Here is an 18,771-nt window from a genome sequence, read left to right on the forward strand (position 1 = left end):
GCTTCATCGCCAGTATTGCTTTACTGGTGGCTGAACGCTTGGCGCCGTGAGTAAAGCAATACGCTATATTTGCTCATCATTCAGTCGAGCCTGGTCATGCACGTTTACTTAAATTATTGGATACTGAACTATGTCAATTTTAATTAATGGTTATATAACCATCAACGTCCTGTCCATACCGCATGTCGCTTCTCGATAAAGGCATCAATTCCCTCTGCCACATCGTCTGCCATCATATTACCTACCATTACCTCACTGGCATAATCATAAGCATCCGCCAAACTCATATCCAACTGTTTATAGAACATGTTTTTGCCGGTGGTGACTGCAATAGGAGATTTAGCAGTAATGGCGTCTATTAAAGACTGCAGGGTATCGTCTAATTGATCCGCTGGAGCCATACGATTAATCAATCCTTGTTGTAAGGCGGCATGCGCATCAATAAACTCACCAGTGATAAGCATCTCAAACGCTTGTTTGCGAGCTAGATTGCGACTGACAGCGACGGCAGGCGTTGAACAAAACAGCCCAACATTTATCCCAGAAGTCGCAAACTTTGCACTATCAGCGGCAACTGCCAAGTCACACGTAGCAACCAGTTGGCAGCCTGCTGCCGTAGCGATGCCTTGTACTTTGGCAATCACGACTTGTGGCATATTATTGATGGTAAGCATCATTTGACTACATTGCTCAAATAATGATTGGTGGAATGCTTTATCTGAATTTGCTCGCATTTCTTTGAGATTATGACCAGCACAAAATGCTTTGCCATTCGCCGCAATCACTACGACTCGGACAGTGCTATCTTGTGAAATGTTATCCAGCTCTGTTTGCATAGCAGATAGCATATCGACGGATAACGCATTGAATTGTTTAGGACGGTTTAGAGTGAGGGTAACAACGCCGTTACTGTTTTCTCTTATGACCAAAGGGTCTTTTGAGTCGGGAGCAGCGCTCGTAATAGGATTAGAGTGTGTCATTTATCATCCTTGATAATTGATATTAATAGTTGGCTTCAATAAATTTTTTGTATAGTAATTTGAATAGCATTCTAAAGAGTAGTCTGAGTAGTAGCATATCTTATAAATCGTATAATAGAAAGTTTTACAGGGGGTTAAAGTCTTCAACAAGACCATCAAAAAAAGTATCTAGGCTTAAAATATCATATTGGTAAAGGTGTTCAACAGAGTTAATATATGACAGCTAAATCACGACCAAAGTTGCTTCTTATTCCTTTGTTCTCATCAACGGTAAATACGGCATCTTTAATATAATCTTCTGACTGGGCTGCCATGCGTATATCAAAATAATAATGACGCTAAATCTAAATAGCCTGGTCTTTATTAATACGCGTCTGTACTGGTGTCGCCAATCCTATCGCTTGCTCAAAGTGTTCAGTCGCTGTTGATGAATCCAGCCAAGATCTAGCCAATATTTTAGTAGTACCGTCGATTTATGACTAGTCTAGAACACAGCTTTGATAAATAAGGAGCAATCAGCAGTCCTAATTTTGAATACTATGCAGCGCCTAGGTTTCTGTAAACTATTTCTGTAAATATCTATTGTAAATTGCTTTTTTCTAAATTTGCTAAAAATGCTGCAAAACCTTCTGTCGCCCGAGCTTCTAAACGGCTACTGGTAATCACACGGACGCGATTGCTCCAAGCGATAGCATAGCCTTTAGTCTCAAATTTTTTAACCAAATCCACATCTTCATAGCAAGATAATGAGGCAAAGCCGCCAACAGCGAGATAGGCCTCACCGCTAAAACTTAAATTTGCCCCATGAATATGGCGATGTCCCATAATATCTTGGTAATGAGTGATATAAGATTCCCGCGTTTGCGGCGTCAAATGCGCCCAGCTATCAACGCTCACCACGCCGCAAATCATATCAGTAGGCTGGTGCGTAATATGTTCGATTTGCTGCACCAACCAATCTGTAGTCACTATTGAGTCTGCGTCTGTACAGGCAAGCCATGTTGCTCCGTGGGTGATAGCATGGCGAATGCCCATATCTCGCACCCGTCCTACACACTGATAATCACAGCATATATAATCAACCCCCGCGGCTTTGACTAACGCCAGCGTGTCATCGGTGCAGCTATCAAGCACCACCAGCGGATACGCCGCAATGGTTGAAGGTAGTTGCTCAATGGCTGTTTGAACCGACGCCAGGCAATTGGTAATAGTCAGCGCCTCGTTATGAGCGGGAATCACAATACCGATTTTTATATCACCCATTATCTTGCTGACTGTCATATCATGTTATACCAAGTTTTCTTGCATGGCGACCGAATTTGGAGCGTTTTGCCAAACGTCTAATAAAAAATTGGTATCTACAATCTTACTTTGATGACTAAAAGCTGTGGGATGATTAAAAGCTACTGGATGACCTCCTTCATTATTTGCGTTATTTGCTAAGCTAAACGCTTGGTGTAAGCGTTGGTGCACCGTCTCGCCCGTCATCGCAAAGCCATCAATAGCGTATCTCCAATGACAGCACAGTAATGTACCGCCTATGGCAAGATTTTGCCCAATCCAAGCGATAACCGTATTAATATCATTTGGCGATAAATAATATAGAATTTCACTAATGACTATTAGGTCAAAAGGTGGTTTATTAGCGAGCGATTTATTAGCAAATGGTTCATCAGCGAGTGGTTTCTTAGAAAATGGGTTATCTGATAAAGGATAAGCTGTTAAAAGCGCCTCTTTTAAAGTCAATAATGCGTTAGGAATAGCCCCTTGTATAACCCTAACATGGGGTAACCCCGCCAAGCGTTGTTTGGCAAGTTGCACCGCTTTGTTATTACCATCTGTACTTACTAAAGCTTTACAACGACGGGCAAGTAATTCACTAAACACGCCATTACCGCACCCTAACTCAATGGCATTGTCATATTGAGCTTGCGGCAGTACCGCTAGACAGATATCACGTTTTCTTTTTTCATACCAGCGGGTCTGATACTGCCATGGGTCAGTATTGTCGCTATATAACGCATCAAAATAGCTTTCTGAATAGGTCGCTGAATACGTTTCTAAACAGGGGACAGATTGGCTTTGAGATTGGGTACAGTCAGCCGAGGTCGTTTTAGAAACAGTCAAACTGTCCGTAAGGTTACTTTGACTGTCGGTAAGATTCGTATTAGTAGACGTCGTAGATTTAGGGGTGTGACTCATATAAATAAACCTCCCAGGGCTGGCTAATTCTAGCGATAGTTTGGGCAGATAAAATTGGCGGGTTGCCCGTACTCTCATCAACGGTAATTTGACTGGCAAAGCATTCAATTGCTTGGGTTTTACGCTGTAATTGCTCAGCAGTTAAATCTAATCGGATGGCACAGTGCCAAGGAATACGACTATCATCAGGCTTTGCCCAATGCCATGCCCAAATTAATACTTGATAACACGCTAAATGGTGCTGCTTGGCAAATGCCGCTACCACTTGCCCTGTTGCTTCGTGGTCGGGATGTCCGTCGCGCATAAAGGTCGTCACTAAAATATCGTCAGGCTGGACAATAGCGGCTAATTTTTTGGTAAATTGTGCTTGTTGGGAAAACACGTCGCCATCGGTTAAATCTAGGGCAATAGACGTGACCTGATGAGCCACGCCTAATACTTCTAACGCCGCAAGGCTTTCTTGTGGACGGATGATATTAAGCTTTTGCGGGGGATAAATCTGCGAATTTGGGTGGCTTTGTTCGCCATTGGTCACGCAAACAACGACGATAGGATTACCATTAGCAGCCAACTGTTGCAGCATACCGCCACAGCCCAACACTTCATCGTCAGGATGCGGCGCAAAAATGCACACACGCTGGTGTGGCGGAAAACTTTTTGCAATATTTAATCGGGGTAAATTCTGCAACCCTTGCCAATTTTTCCAATCGTTCTGACTGGTCCCATCGCCTTCAATAACCCGGTCACCAACAATCGGATGGTTGTGTTCAGGCGTTATGGCTTGATTGGTTAGGACATTCATATGAGTCGCCGTAACACTGTTGGTGGATGAAGGGTCAGGGCTTGCAGGATTTGCTGCTACATCGAGTGCTGAAACATTAGGGACTGCCATATATTTTCCTGCCCATCTAATAAGTCACTGGTTTCGTCACTGATTAATTCGCCAATCTTTTGTAAATCAAACGCCCCATGACTTTGGCGAATAAACACCGCTAAATCTGCTGATAATCTTGCGAAATGGGCATTACGACAAAATGGCACTGCCCCCAATGCCTGTCCGACGGTCTCTATCACTAGGCGAGCCAGCTGCTCGACGTTTGATCTTAATTGACGAATGGCAAGTTCATGGCTCCGTTGCGGTTGGCTATCTATTAAGCTTGAGACACGATGAAAATACTGCTGAGTGACGGCTAATGCCGTACTAATTTGCCCCAAATACATGGCTTTATAATCATGCGGTTTTTGCTGATAAGCCGTCATTAGATAGGATGCTAAGTAAGCCGTTGCGCCATACCAGCAAGCGGCAATACCTGCCGCTCCATGCCAAAATCCCATACGTTCTAGATACGCATTCGCCGCCCCAACATTACTGGCCGTTGCCTGATTAAACTGTACGGTGGCAGTACCAGTGGCTTGCATTCCTACCGCTTGCCATTCACTATTGTCAATCTCAATCCCAGTTTGCTGCATGTCCACAATAAGCAGTTGCGAGTGACCGTGGTTATCTCGATAAGTCATTAGCGCATGATCAATAATATTCGCCCCCGAACACCAAGCCTTTGTGCCACTGACTTTGCCCTGCTGGTAACGTATAGGATCGGAGTGACCTTCTGACGCCCAAACTGCCCATAGTCCATTGGTATTTTTGTCATAGCCCACTTCATGTAAAATACTCAATGCATCTAAGTGTGATTCAAACCATTTTGCAATCGTTAAATCAATACTCGCAACATATTCTAAAATTTGCCAACGGGTTAATGTAGGTGAATTTGTCCTGTCGCTCCTAATGAGCCATATCTGGAGTGAGAAAATAAATTCGAACTCTCGACCCAGATGTTTATCCAGCTACCCAGGAAGAATATTGTCTTTTACGATAAAAAACTGACTGCATAATTGTATTTATACCGATTCTAGTGCGCGCTGGCATGCTTTAGTTAAATAAGGATCAACACTATCTTGTTTAAGCAGCCACTTAAGATAGCCTGCGCCATCAGAATTGGTAGCTAGATCTGCAATAGCCTCACCCTTATGTTTACCAAAACTCAAATGTGTAGGTATGCGTGCCATTTGGCTAAATTCATATAAGCTATTCACATCAGTTATGGCATGACCTTGACTATTAGCCAGATCAATCAGGCTGCTAAGCACCAGCTGAGTAAAGTAAATATCAGCAATGGCAGCGTGTGCATCCTTTGCTTGACTACGTGCGATATCTCGGTGGAAGTAATAGAGTAGTGCGACTAATTTATGGCTGTCGAGTGTCGGCAGAAGATGGGCAGCCATTGCAAAAGTGCATATCAGCTTAGGTGTATGAGTCACGCCAGCATTGTTTAAGACCTGCATATCAAAATCAATATTGTGACCAACTAAATACTCAACACTGCTAGGTAGTCTAAACTCTGTATGAGGGGTCTCGTTCGCAATATCTCCCTCACATATATGCGATGTTGCCATAGACCCTAAGCTAATTTCTTTAAGAGGATTAAAACGCTTAGCTCTCGGATCCTGTAATACCTTTACCTTGCCATCGTTTATCTCAACAATAGAGTAGGCCGCTTCCGTCATGTGCGGTTCACTTAGTCCTGTCGTTTCTGTGTCCAGTATATAAGTACTCATAATTAGCCTTGGTTGTTTTGATTTGTTATAGGTTTTGACTTGTTATAAATAGTTCCATTATATCAGTCTATTTCGAGTGATCTATTGATGGATTAAAGGCTACATACAGATGGTTCCATTAGGGCATATGCCAAGTCACATTCTAAGTATTTATAATTCATAAACTTAAAATGTTTTACAGGCTTAATTTTTCATTAAGTCAGTAGTCAAAATTTCCGCTGTCCACTCCTCTTTCATACCATAAACTTACAAAAATGAATTTTATTCATCTTTAATTTAAGTTAAGTCATTTTTATTCATGTATTGGTTCAGGTATGATTTATTTCATACAGAAATTGGGTTTTATCTCAGAAATTAGGGTAGCAGATCACCATGAGTAAAGAATTTACCTGTTCAATTAAGAGCATTCGTTTTGATGAAAACTATCATCCTGCAGACAGCACGCGTCTTACGACTAACTTTGCGAATTTGGCTCGTGGCGAGCATCGTCAAGAGAACTTAAGCAAAACACTAAGAATGATCAATAATCGTTTTAACGCTTTGGCGCATTGGGATAACCCGACAGCAGACCGTTATTCTGTTGAAGTTGACATCATTTCTGCAGATATGGATATTGAAGGCAAGGGTAATACATTCCCTGTAATCGAGACGTTGAAAACAACTATTGTTGACCACAAAGACAACAAGCGTATTGACGGTATGATCGGCAACAGTTTCTCGTCTTATGTACGCGATTACGACTTTAGCGTCGTACTGTCAGAACATAGCAATAAAAACTTAGCATCACCAACGCCAGAGCATTTTGGTGATTTACATGGCAAACTGTTCCAATACTTATTGAACTCAGAGGCATACAAAGCCAACTTTAATAAAAAACCTGTGATTTGCATCAGTGTTTCAACCAGTAAAACCTATCACCGTACTGCCAATCAGCATCCTATATTAGGGGTTGAATACATACAAGATGACTATTCGTTAACCGATGACTATTTCCACAAAATGGGCTTAACCGTTCGCTACTTCATGGCTGCAAATAGTGCTGCGCCTTTAGCGTTTTATTTTGCGGGTGACTTGCTGAGTGATTACACCGATCTTGAGCTGATCAGTGCTATCAGTACCATGGAAACTTTCCAAAAGATCTACCGCCCTGAAATTTACAATGCCAATTCTACAGCAGGTCAAGTGTATCAACCAAGTTTGAAGTACCAAGATTATTCACTGACTCAAATTGTGTATGATCGTGAAGAGCGCAGCCAGATGGCGGTAACCCAAGGTAAATTTACTGAAGAACAGTTCATCAAGCCATACCAAGCCATTCTTGAGCAATGGGCTGCAAGCTATGATGTTAAGAAACAAGCTGTTAAAAAACATGCAGCCTAACCAATAGAAATCTAGCCGAAATATAGAAGACCAACATATAAAAGCAAAATATAAAAAGTGGATCAACATGACAACATTATTACCGACACCATTACTGAAACCAACGTTATTACCGACGTCAACCGCTGGCAGCTTACCGAAACCTTCTTGGCTGGCAGAACCTGAGAAAATTTGGTCACCTTGGAGATTAGAAGGTGACGGGCTTATTGAAGGCAAACAAGATGCTTTACGTGTGTCATTGCAGGAACAAGTGAGTGCAGGGATTGATATTGTCAGTGATGGCGAGCAGACCCGTCAGCATTTTGTGACCACCTTCATTGAACATCTTGATGGCGTAGATTTTGAGAAGCGTGAGACCGTTCGAATCCGTAATCGCTATGATGCGAGTGTGCCGTCAGTGGTTGGTGCTGTGAGTCGTCAAAAGCCTGTATTTGTTGAAGATGCTAAGTTTTTACGTCAGCAAACCAATAAGCCAATCAAATGGGCACTGCCAGGCCCGATGACGATGATTGATACGCTGTATGATGGTCATTATAAAAGCCGTGAAAAATTGGCTTGGGAATTCGCCATCATACTCAATCAAGAAGCGAGAGAATTAGAGGCAGCGGGTGTGGATATTATCCAATTCGATGAACCTGCCTTTAATGTGTTCTTTGATGACGTGAACGACTGGGGTATTGCAACGTTAGAGCGTGCAATTGAAGGTCTAAAATGTGAAACGGCGGTCCATATTTGCTACGGCTATGGCATCAAAGCCAACACCGATTGGAAAAAGTCACTGGGTTCAGAGTGGCGCCAATATGAGAAAGCGTTTCCTAAACTGCAGCAGTCTAAGATCGATATTATCTCACTCGAATGTCAAAACTCACGTGTGCCCATGGATTTGCTTGAATTGATTCGTGGTAAAAAAGTGATGGTCGGTGCCATTGATGTGGCAACCAATAACATTGAAACCCCTGAAGAGGTTGCCAATACGCTTAGAGCTGCACTGCAATTTGTCGATGCTGACAAGCTCTATCCTTCGACCAACTGTGGTATGGCACCTTTGTCTCGCCAAGTTGCACGAGGCAAGTTGAGTGCTTTAAGCGCAGGCGCCCAAATCGTTCGTAAAGAACTGACTGCCTAGCACTTGTCAATGCACTTACCGATTCTTAAGCGGTGTGAAGGGTCTCATCAAATTGATTCATTCGGTTTGATTGAACAAATCTGATTAGACCATTAAGTAGCCCTAGCTCCATCTAGAAACAAGCTATAATCAAATTTAGGATTGCAGCAATGATTAAAGATATGATTGAAGCAACCGACTTTAGAAATGCAATGTCTTCGTTAACGACTGCGGTCAATGTGGTCACCACACAAGGCACATCTGGTCTTCACGGGTTTACTGCGTCTGCGGTATGTAGCGTCACAGATACACCACCAACGTTGTTGGTCTGTATGAATCAGACGTCTCGGTCACATGCCCATTTTATTGAAAATAAAATTTTAAGTGTCAATGTGTTAGGCGCACAGCATGAACAGATATCCAATGCATTTGCATCGAAATTGGGTTCAGAAGAGCGATTTAAACAGGGTTCTTGGACTGAATTAGCAACAGGTGCCCCTGTTTTAGAAGATGCGTTGGTGAGTTTTGATTGTGAGATTGAGAACATTCAAGAAGTTGGAACGCATAGTATTTTTATGTGTCGTGTTGTCGCAATCAAACACAGTCAACAAGATGAAAGTTTGGTTTATTTTAATCGTGCTTATCATCAGGTTGGTCAAGTTGGTCAAGTAGAAATCGCTTAAGTTAGCTGTCATTTAACTAAATTTATTCTTAACGTAAGCTGTGACTTTAGTGCAGCATTCTACTTTTGTAAAATATTTCAGGGAAATTCTATTTAAAGAATTTCCCTTGCAAAGTTATGAGCTAGGAAAAAATAAAGGTCTGGGAGACCTTTGTCCTAGTGCAAGAGAAGATTTATAATTTTCTAGCAGTACAATTTTTTAACGCTTTTCAGGGTTAAAGACCCAGTCTACGCCAATAAAATTAAATCAAACTATGCAGTAAATATCCCGTGGAATTAATCATTTTCTTAATATATGCAGCGTTTGTCGCTCATAATGTTTGCTACCTGATTAGATACTGGCGCTTGACAGAGCAACTCAGCAGGTCGTTTTTTAGGTCTTTTAGGCTCATATAGGCAATTAACAACGGTAGCGTAAGGGTCCATATGTTGCATACTTAACCATATCCCGAGTAACTAGATTGTATTATCCATGATTATAAAAATGCTGAAGACATTAATGATAACCAAGATCTTCAAAATTCTGTAAGGTTTCATAATAGACCGATCGCAGAGAAGAAAGGCTAGACGCATACGATCATTTGATAAAAATTTTAAAAGCCAGATAATAGAAATATTATCTGGCTTTAGCTGATGAGATATTTCTTTCTATACTTGTATATCAAGTAGTTCAGCTAGATGCTGATCCAATTCATTAAGGTAGCTTTGATCAAAGCCAAATAGGCCTAGATGTCCAGTGATAGTATGCAACTCTCTTAATTCACTATTTGGAGTTATTGCTTGCTCAGCTGCACAATCCGCTGTTGGGAAAAACATATCGTGGTCTATCGGCATTACGAAGGTTTTTGCAGTAATACGACCTAATGCCGCTTTAAGATCACCATCAGTATTTCGAGCAACATCACCACGTTGCCACTTCCAAGCCATTGTCAAAAGAGCATTGGGATCCATCATTCGAAATATAGTACGTAAAAATCCTTCTTGAAATTCTTCAAAAGAATTATAACCTTGTTCCTCAATTAGAGGTTGAATGCTACGCCAATATTCTGTTTTCCAGAAGTCAGTCGAAAAACCCATCACTGCCCAAAGGTCGGCGTGACGCTCTAGCCCATCCGATACTTCAGTATGTGAGCTATACTCACCATCAGCAAAACCAGGGTCGCTAGTAATAGCATCGATCAACGTCTGTGCAAAAATGAAGTTGTGTGGCGTATTTTGAGCAGTACCAGCAATAGGGGCTGCCCTCAGTACCCGCTCAGGGAATCGAACAGCCCATTCCCAAGTCTGCTGTGCCCCCATTGAACCACCAACAACCAACGCTAGCTTATCAACACCAAAAACTTCTCGTAGTAGTTTTTCCTGAGCACGAACATCGTCACTGATACGCACTTTTGGAAAGCGAGACATGGCAATAAGCTTATCTTTAGTGTTGTGAGGCGAAATTGAAAGACCGTTACCAATTTGGTTGACCACGATAATAAAGTACTTTTCTGGATCCAAAGCACGGCCATGACCAATATAAAACTGCTCCCAAACACTGTGTGTCCCAGCGAACCAGGTTGGAATGAGAATAGCATTGCTTTTATCCGCGTTCAAAGACCCGTAAGTTGCAACTGCAAGCTTTAGATCGGGAATAACACTTCCTTCCTCAAGTTCGAATTGTCCTATTGAATATAAGTCATACTTTCCTTGTGCTTCCTGCGTATAAAACGGATTGTCTAATAGCATTATTTTGATCTCCTTTTCTAATTTATTTCCCTATCATCTTTCAGACTTTTATAGTCTGACTGGACTACTGATACTATCATTAAGAATTAGAACCACCTAATCTCGTACTCTAGGTTTTGTTTAATTTTATCAGATTTGAGTCTACGTTTTGCTTAGCATGGCTCAAAGGTTGGCAGTGTTGAGCAGCTAAAAAAAGTAAATTTGTTTGATGCTATGATATACATGGATAGTATGAACGATATTTGAAAAATATAACGCCTGCAAAACAACCGTTTCTTAGGTTTCGTTGACTAGGCTTTAATGGTAGTAATCATTTCTAGTCATAATAGACATTATGGTTAGCGCCCTGATAAAGGCTTCGTGAGTAATCAAGATACCTCTGAACGAGTAAGTCAGTGGGCATATCAGATGGCAATTGAAAATAACGATCTTGTCTGGACGCCGCCCAAACAACTAAAAGTAATCAGTAAGCTAACAACCCCCAAAATATTGATTTTATGACGGTCATTAATAACACGCTTAATTATTATCAAATCAATGCCAATGAATATGCTAAGGCTACTTATTTAGTTGATATGGCAGATTTATATAGACCATTTTAAAGAAACTAGCAGCTCCTATAATTCATCACATATTAGATGTCGGCTGTAGCTCTGGGCGAGATGCTACCTATTTTGCTTCTTTGGGTTATCAAGTAACAGCGATAGATGCCAGTGTTAATTTAATTGAAGGGGCAAAGGAACATTGTAGTTCGAATAAAATTGATTGGTGTGCTTTGAGTTTCAAAGATGTTAAAAGCCAGCCGTGGCAAGGCAGGTTTACTAGGATTTGGGCCTGTGCTTCATTATTACACGTGCCTTTTAGTGAATTGGCTGCAGCTATTGAATTATTACTAGATACGCTGACTGAAGATGGTGTGCTGTATGCGTCGTTTAAATATGGGGAAGGGGAGCGAATAGAGAGTGAGCGCTTCTTTTGCGATATGAATGAGGCGCGTTGGACTACCATCGTATCTGAAACACATCATGTGATTGATTGTGATATCTGGTTATCAGAGGATAGGAGACCTGAGCATAAGGGTAGGTGGTTTAATGTTATTTTTAAGAAAAATAACTGAATTTGAGACGACTTGAATTGGAACGAGACTATAGCGAATCATACGAGCGTAAAGTATTTTAAGCCAATATATCAACTTTATATCAAAAGATAATCGATAGTCAGTAGAAGCTAATTATACTACTAAAATCTTAAATATGATCCAACCTAGAAGATAAAATTACAGGTTGTCCGCTATACTAGCCTTTGTGATCAACACAGGGGTTCACTGCTATGAATACTTCCTCAAATGAACGCTATCCAAAATCCATCAATTCAATAGCGCAAGCTTGCGCCATAACTTTCCAAGGCAATGCCAGTAACCAGCGTCAGCAGGATGCTTTTTTCTTTTTGGATAACTGGTATCAAGAGACCTCAGGTATTACAGAAATTATATCTATAGAAATGCCATTTTGCTTTGCGGTATCGGATGGGGTAGCCAGCTCTAACTATTCACAGTATTGCTCAAAGGCAGTTGTAAAAGCAATCAAAGCTTTATGGGATGGCAATCAATCAACTACTCAACCCATCACTTCAAATCATATTCATCATTTAATCAGTCAAACCAAGCACTCGCATAAACGTTATGGCGCCGCAGCCACTCTCGCTATGATTACAGGAACATTCAATAGTGATGAAACCATTAGCGTGAGAATAATGCATGTTGGTGACAGTCGTGTCTATAAACTGCTTAAAGGTGAGACGCAATGGCAGTGCTTGACTCGAGATGATAACTTACTCAATGAACTAATTGATCAGCAGGCGCATGAGCAAGGGAGACAAGCTACGTTTGCAGATTATAACCGTGACGGTATGGCAGGTAGCTTGTACAGCATCACGGAATGCTTTGCATTGACTGCTGATAATGATTTTCCGAGCAGCGAGGCGCCAGATAGTACCGCGCAGACCATTACTATTCAGTCAGGTGACTGTCTAGTGGTTTGCACTGATGGAATTCATGATTTGGTACCAAGTAAAGATTGGCAGCCTATCAATGCCGAGACTGATTTACAAGACTGGCTAAAAGCCCTTAAAACTCAGGTGTATCAATCTGATGGTCATGCTTATGATAATGGCACAGCGATTGTGGTTCGTTTTTATTGATTGACCATGTTAGTTGATAACCGACTAATCAATCGAGTAGTAAGTATGATTATTAGGATTCAAGCTTAAGCACCCATAATCTCTATAAAGTGAAATCACTATGCCCACACATGCTATCGCCAGCTATAACAAATCAGAGCGCTTATTTATCCTTTATCAACGTTTGCCGCGTGATAAAGAGAAAGCCATATCATTAACGGAGTTAATGACAACTTATGGTAACGATCCTAAGCATTTCGCTAATGAGCGCAAGAACTTAGAAAATGATCTTATTAGCTTAAAACAAATATTTAACGATATATTTTATAGTCAGGCTTTAGTACGAGCACCAGCATGGGAGCAAAATATCAGTGGTAAGACAGCAAGGTTTTATATTGAAGCTGGTTTTAGCATTGATATCATTAACGAGCAAACACTGTTTTTTTGGGAGATGCTTAGCAATTATACCGCGTACTATTTGCCAGTCTCTATGCAGCTGACCATATCTGATAAGCTGTCGCAGATTCGCCGGCAAGATAAGCAGGCCTTTGATAGTAGTCCATTAGGGCAATGGCAAGAGCATCTGATTACCTTACCAAGCATTGTGCAAGCGCCAACGCTTAATAGCGATGTGCTTGCCAGCATTCATGAATCCTTACTGCAAAACTGCCTGTTGCATATCTGTTATCACAAAAAATGGGAGGATAGTCCCATTCAAAGGGTGATTTATCCGAAAGGACTGGTTTTTATTGACAATATGATGTATTTCACAGGCTTTAATGCTATTGAAGATAATATTGATGATGAGGTGTTACTGAAGCAGCATCGTAATTTTGCGGTCAGTCGTATTGTTGAGGCTACAGTCATTGATGAGCAAGTACCTGACTGGCTAGGGCGAGATATCTTTACCCTGACAAGCTTACAGCAATTGGGCAAGCTAGAGTTTACCGACAATACTGAAATTAGCTTGGTTTTAAAAGTACAGAAATATGCCTGTCAGCACCTTTATGAACGTCCACTCTCAGCAGATCAGAACATTGCTATTGTTGATGATACTTGGAATCAAGTAAGCGCTACTGTTGCTAACACGCAACGCTTGCAAGACTGGCTAGTGAGTATGTCGCAGCTAGCAGTGGTAGTAGAGCCGATATCATTGAAAGTCATTATTCTTGAGCGCTTACATAGTGCGTTAGAGTTGTATGAGGATTAGTAAAATAATATGTATTCAACAACCATTAATAAATGATAAGGAAGCGTAAATATGAGCGCAGTGAAGAGTTTAATAAATGAAGTCAGCCAAAAGCTTAGTGCCTTAGAGACTGCGCAAGCACTCTACAGTCGTCAGCTCTCACCTGACTTTAATACTTTTGATTATATCAACACCGATGAATTGGGTCTTAGTCGTATTTTAGCGTCTCTGCTTGATCCTAAAGGCAGTCATGCACAGCAAGGAAGCTTTTTAAGTCTATTCGTTGAGTACTGCTTACCTACCGTATATAAAGAGAATAAATGGCAGGGTTTTCTTGATAATATAGATAAAACTGATGTTTTTCTTGAAGAAGTAACTGGAAAAAGCAATAGCCAACGACGTATGGATATTTACTTAAGGTGTCAGGTTGGTGATGAAAGCTATGGTATTTGTATTGAGAATAAGCCTTACGCAGGAGATCAGTTTGAACAATTAAAAGATTACGCTATAGAGCTTGATAATAGAAAGCACAAGGCTTGGCATCTCATATACCTAAGCGAGTATCAGGATGTACCAAGTGAGTATAGTATAAAACCTGATGACTTAAATACTTTGACTGATAACAATCAGTTTAGCGCTGTAAAGTTTAGCGATCTAATAGGTTGGCTCAAGGCCTGCCAAGTCGAATGCCAAAATCATAGCGTCAGTGAATTTATTGCACAATTAATTAAGTTTATTCAAAAGCAGTTCATGGGAATAGAAGATATGAATGAAGATAATGCAGTTTTAGATATTATTAAAAAAAATGCAGCTACCATCGATGCCAGTATCAAGGTGTCTAACACTGTAGATCGAATGAAGAAAGAGCTAATGGCAAAGCTGAAAATAGACTTATTAGCAAAATGTAAAAAAACTGATTATGAATTGGATATTAGTTACCTCGGTGATGGCAAAAGCTATGAGCGGATTAACCTTATAATCCCAGGCTACGATATCGGATATATTTGTTTTGAGTTTCAGAATAAGAATTTTGACAAACCATGTTTGGGTATTAAGTTTATCTCAGCAGAGGCAGTAAAAACCTCTCCATATACAGAAAAAATGAAATCGGTGCTAAATATAGCATTAACCGACAAAAATATTTGGAGTTCATCACTTTGGCCAGCTGGTTATTACTTTCAGCCTCAAGACTGGAAGGGCTGTAGCAAAGCATGGCTAATGATAAATGAAGGTACAATGGCAGATAAGATTTTGGATGAAATGGACAAAATCTTTAGTTTGTTAAAAGATAACAACCTTCTTATTCAATAATAGTTAACAAAAACTGAGCCAAAGATTTTTAGCCTACTAAACATAACTCAATAAAGGAATCCATAATATGTCAGCTATCGATAATGTGGTTGATACTGCTACAACAGAGCCATGGATGACAGAGTTGTGGATGTGGGCCGATAAGTTTGAAATTCCTGAAAAGGATTTGCCACGTAATAAGGATGATCTGTTAGCTATAATAAATTTAGATATTAGCTACAAAGGATTAACTGAGCTACCTGATAGTATCGGTCAGCTCAGTAATTTGGAATCGCTAAATATCAGTGGAAATCAGCTCATCACGCTACCAGAGTGCATAGTTAGGCTGAAGAAGCTGGTTTGTTTTATTATTGATGAGGGTGGTTCTACTCATAGTGCTAATAAGCTAATTAATTTATCTACAGAAGTCACTGATTTTTTACGAGTCTTAGGTGAGGGTTGTAGAGGATGGAGTGACCCTATCAAATCCACTAAACCTAGCAATAGTATTCAAAAGTACATACAAAGACAGATAGTATCGAATAAAAGACAGATAATCATAACTGAAAACATCGACAGGGAGGCACTACAGTCAGTCATCGACTGGGCAGAGTCATGTGACCTATCTGTTTATAGCATTCCAAGAGATATTGATGAACTGGCTAACAAGACATATATATCGATCGATTCGTACACGCAGCCAATACCAAAAGCTATTGGTTGTTTGACGCAACTAAGACACTTATCTTTATGTGAATCTATGTCATTAGGTGACAATAATTGCCAAGCTGATGATAGATTGCCAGACACTATTACCAATTTGGTGAATCTTGAAGAGCTCAGATTAACTTGTAACGATTCTGATTTTATACTTACTAACTTAAATGAACTAAAAAGTCTAAAAACTTTGGAAATTAGGTTTCATGATGTGTCTACGGTTCCTAAGGTATTGGTAGAGATGAGTTGTGATATCAAATTGCATCTATCTAGTAAGCAAGATAAGTTACCAGACAACTTGACGGATATCAGATGTCTAACCGAATTATTTATCGATGATGACCGCTTAACTGTATTGCCCGATAGCATCGGAGCATTAACTCAGCTTCAGTCTTTAGGCCTAAGTTGCAACAGCCTTACTCATTTACCTGAGACAATCATAGGATTGGAGCAGTTAACTGAACTTACTGTTTGGAGCGAGAGTCTAACGGTGTTACCCGATGCCATTTCCAAGTTAACAAGCTTAAAAGAACTACAACTTGATTGTAGGCATTTAACCTACTTACCTAATTCATTAGAATGTCTAAAAAACTTGCACGAACTAACTATCAGAAGTGAACACTTAAGCAAATTACCCAACGATATCGCTGAGTTAACCGGTTTAAAAGAACTGCACATGGCTTGTCCAAGTATGAAAACTTTGCCAAGTAGTATCGATAGACTGCAAAATATTAAGACTTTACTCATCAATTTTGACAACGATGGTCATGTGGAATCATACCAAGGTAGCAGAGGTGAGGCATCGATATTATCAGGGCAGGTCACTACTTTACCTGAATCGATAGGGAACTTGCCAAATTTGGAAATATTAAAAATTCGTAGTACTTATCTAGATAAGTTACCCGATAATATCGGCAGTTTGAAGACCTTAAAAGAATTAACAATCACCAGTCATCATTTAAAACAACTCCCACAGACTATTGGTGGTCTAACTAGCCTGACGGAGTTAACGCTAAACTGTGAGAGTCTTGAGTGTTTACCAGAGACATTGGGACAGTTGATTCGGCTAGAGAAGCTCACTATCGCCAGTGATGAAATAAAGCAACTTCCAGAGACTATCGGTGATCTAACAAGCCTGACGGAGTTAACGCTAAACTGTGAAGGTCTTGAGTGTTTACCAGAATCGTTGGGGCAGTTGATTCGCTTAGATGATCTCACTATCGCCAGTGATGAAATCAAGCAACTCCCAAAGACCATCGGTGATTTAACCAGCCTGACGAAGTTAACTTTAAGCTGTGAAGGTATTGATTGTTTACCAGAGGCATTGGGAAAATTAGTTCGGTTAGAGTGGCTCAGTGTCACTAGCAATAAAACCAAGCAGTTCCCTAAGAGCTTGGTTAACCTAACCCATTTACGTTCACTGCATATTCCTGTTCAGTTAGTTGGTCTGTTACCGCCAATTGTCATCGAAAAGTATCGCAATCAAGAGCTCCGGCTGTGTGGGCTACCTTGGACTGCTTTATACACACCGTTGGCAGGAGATTATCGCTTATCTAATTACGGATTTTTCCTCGTTGATGATGGCTGGGATGAAAAAGCACTAATCGATCTAAAGTATAAAACAGGAGTGAGTCTCTTATTCGGTTTGCAAACGTCTGACAAAAGCATTGATGAATTCGATGTGATAGATGGCATTATTATTTGCCAGCCAGCAGAGGTAGAACAAGTAATAGGGGTGTTTAAATCCGTATTAGAAAGAACAGGCTTGGTTGGTATCAGTATTGATGATTTTGAGATGGGTTGTTTGTCTGGAAAATATGCCCGCTTCATACAGGCTAATGCAATGGGGGAGTTTGATTCAGACCGAGCAATCGAGCAAATTATAAGCCAAATCCCCAAAGGTCTTAGTATTAACTCTATGATGTTTGAAGTTAAAAGTAATTGTAGTATATCGCTTAAGAAATTTGAAGTTATAGTAACTGCGATTGAGAGTAGGGCTGTGGTTGACGCACCTGTGTTCTACGGTACAGAAATTATTGATAAGCCTAAATATTGCTGGATGGGAGCGATATATGTTGCTAGCTAGTTTTATTAAGCATAAATATTGCTTGAATGAGGTTGTAAGAACTGTTGGTAGATAATTATCACTTAAGAAGCAAAGAAGATATAAGGTGAGAGATATGAATAAAGCTTTGTTTAATGATCTTATTCATGCCCAAAATACGGTTTATCCACTGGTTATTGAGGAGCTGACTCAAGGTAAAAAGCGTACGCATTGGATGTGGTTCATTTTTCCTCAGATCAAAGGATTGGGACATAGTGTACGGGCTCGACGTTTTTCGTTACAGAGCCTGGAGCAAGCAAAAGAATATCTACAGCATGATGTGCTTGGAGTACGGTTAATAGCGTGTGCTGAATTACTGCTGTTGCATCCTGATAAAAGCGCTTTAGAGATTTTTGGTACACCGGATAATCTGAAGCTGCAATCTTCTCTGACTTTATTTGCCTTTGCAGCTGGTAACGATTGTGTTTTTGAGCAACTTTTGTATCAGTTCTACGCAGGCAATTACGATATAAACACTATAAGAATGTTAATGCAATTAAGTGATAAACAATATCAGCAAATATAACCGAACGAGACTTCAAAAGGTGATGTAATGTCGTCAACTCTCACCACAAATTTATACTTTTGAATACATTAAAA

Annotated in this window: 16 protein-coding genes; 9 read left to right on the plus strand and 7 right to left on the minus strand. The window is 40.4% G+C overall.

Features of this window, described 5'->3' with window-relative positions:
- Window positions 1-161: 161 nt before the first annotated feature.
- The 6 genes from U1P77_RS03530 to U1P77_RS03555 form a co-directional block, all read right to left on the minus strand.
- A complete protein-coding gene (locus U1P77_RS03530) occupies window positions 162-980 on the minus strand; it encodes an enoyl-CoA hydratase (protein ID WP_321156017.1) in 819 nt (272 codons plus the stop codon).
- Between the two features lie 579 nt (window positions 981-1,559).
- Window positions 1,560-2,234, minus strand: a complete 675-nt coding sequence (locus U1P77_RS03535) for a glycosyltransferase family 2 protein (RefSeq protein ID WP_321156602.1) — start codon at window positions 2,232-2,234, stop codon at window positions 1,560-1,562.
- Between the two features lie 33 nt (window positions 2,235-2,267).
- Window positions 2,268-3,182 carry a class I SAM-dependent DNA methyltransferase gene (locus U1P77_RS03540; RefSeq protein WP_321156018.1) on the minus strand — a complete coding sequence of 305 codons (915 nt, stop codon included), beginning with the start codon at window positions 3,180-3,182 and terminating at the stop codon, window positions 2,268-2,270.
- Window positions 3,166-3,984: a PIG-L deacetylase family protein gene (locus U1P77_RS03545; RefSeq protein ID WP_321156603.1), complete on the minus strand. Its 819-nt coding sequence runs from the start codon at window positions 3,982-3,984 to the stop codon at window positions 3,166-3,168. The genes U1P77_RS03540 and U1P77_RS03545 overlap by 17 nt, the downstream gene beginning before the upstream one ends.
- A 56-nt stretch (window positions 3,985-4,040) precedes the next feature.
- Window positions 4,041-4,859, minus strand: coding sequence for an acyl-CoA dehydrogenase family protein (locus tag U1P77_RS03550; protein ID WP_321156019.1), 819 nt, complete (start codon window positions 4,857-4,859; stop codon window positions 4,041-4,043).
- 222 nt (window positions 4,860-5,081) lie between these two features.
- Window positions 5,082-5,798, minus strand: a complete 717-nt coding sequence (locus U1P77_RS03555) for a 3'-5' exonuclease (protein ID WP_321156020.1) — start codon at window positions 5,796-5,798, stop codon at window positions 5,082-5,084.
- Window positions 5,799-6,170: 372 nt separating this feature from the next.
- On the opposite strand from U1P77_RS03555, the gene U1P77_RS03560 reads away from it, so the two are divergent.
- The 3 genes from U1P77_RS03560 (at window position 6,171) to U1P77_RS03570 (ending at window position 8,966) form a co-directional block, all read left to right on the plus strand.
- Window positions 6,171-7,178 carry a DUF1852 domain-containing protein gene (locus U1P77_RS03560; protein ID WP_321156021.1) on the plus strand — a complete coding sequence of 336 codons (1,008 nt, stop codon included), beginning with the start codon at window positions 6,171-6,173 and terminating at the stop codon, window positions 7,176-7,178.
- A gap of 67 nt (window positions 7,179-7,245) precedes the next feature.
- Entirely contained in the window at window positions 7,246-8,304 is a 1,059-nt protein-coding gene (locus U1P77_RS03565; RefSeq protein WP_321156022.1) for a methionine synthase, read from the plus strand.
- 161 nt (window positions 8,305-8,465) lie between these two features.
- Window positions 8,466-8,966 carry a flavin reductase gene (locus tag U1P77_RS03570; RefSeq protein WP_321156604.1) on the plus strand — a complete coding sequence of 167 codons (501 nt, stop codon included), beginning with the start codon at window positions 8,466-8,468 and terminating at the stop codon, window positions 8,964-8,966.
- A 647-nt stretch (window positions 8,967-9,613) separates the two neighbouring features.
- On the opposite strand, the gene U1P77_RS03575 is transcribed toward U1P77_RS03570, so the two are convergent.
- Complete coding sequence (locus U1P77_RS03575; RefSeq protein WP_321156023.1) at window positions 9,614-10,693, minus strand: alpha/beta fold hydrolase; 1,080 nt, start codon at window positions 10,691-10,693, stop codon at window positions 9,614-9,616.
- A gap of 631 nt (window positions 10,694-11,324) precedes the next feature.
- Between U1P77_RS03575 and U1P77_RS03580 the strand changes: the two genes are divergently transcribed.
- The 6 genes from U1P77_RS03580 to U1P77_RS03605 all read left to right on the plus strand — a co-directional run bounded on the left by U1P77_RS03580 (window position 11,325) and on the right by U1P77_RS03605 (window position 18,697).
- The gene (locus U1P77_RS03580) at window positions 11,325-11,810 is read left to right on the plus strand and encodes a class I SAM-dependent methyltransferase (RefSeq protein ID WP_321156605.1); all 486 of its coding nucleotides are present in this window, start codon (window positions 11,325-11,327) and stop codon (window positions 11,808-11,810) included.
- 212 nt (window positions 11,811-12,022) lie between these two features.
- A complete protein-coding gene (locus tag U1P77_RS03585) occupies window positions 12,023-12,892 on the plus strand; it encodes a PP2C family protein-serine/threonine phosphatase (RefSeq protein ID WP_321156024.1) in 870 nt (289 codons plus the stop codon).
- A 100-nt stretch (window positions 12,893-12,992) separates the two neighbouring features.
- Window positions 12,993-14,081 (plus strand): helix-turn-helix transcriptional regulator, encoded by a 1,089-nt coding sequence (locus U1P77_RS03590; protein WP_321156025.1) that lies wholly within the window; start codon window positions 12,993-12,995, stop codon window positions 14,079-14,081.
- Window positions 14,082-14,132: 51 nt separating this feature from the next.
- Window positions 14,133-15,371: a PDDEXK-like family protein gene (locus U1P77_RS03595; RefSeq protein ID WP_321156026.1), complete on the plus strand. Its 1,239-nt coding sequence runs from the start codon at window positions 14,133-14,135 to the stop codon at window positions 15,369-15,371.
- Between the two features lie 67 nt (window positions 15,372-15,438).
- Window positions 15,439-18,153, plus strand: a complete 2,715-nt coding sequence (locus tag U1P77_RS03600) for a leucine-rich repeat domain-containing protein (RefSeq protein WP_321156027.1) — start codon at window positions 15,439-15,441, stop codon at window positions 18,151-18,153.
- Window positions 18,154-18,247: 94 nt separating this feature from the next.
- Window positions 18,248-18,697: a DUF1810 domain-containing protein gene (locus U1P77_RS03605; protein WP_321156028.1), complete on the plus strand. Its 450-nt coding sequence runs from the start codon at window positions 18,248-18,250 to the stop codon at window positions 18,695-18,697.
- Window positions 18,698-18,771: the final 74 nt, after the last annotated feature.

Origin of the sequence: Psychrobacter sp. LV10R520-6, assembly GCF_900182925.1 — a bacterium.
Classification (GTDB): domain Bacteria; phylum Pseudomonadota; class Gammaproteobacteria; order Pseudomonadales; family Moraxellaceae; genus Psychrobacter.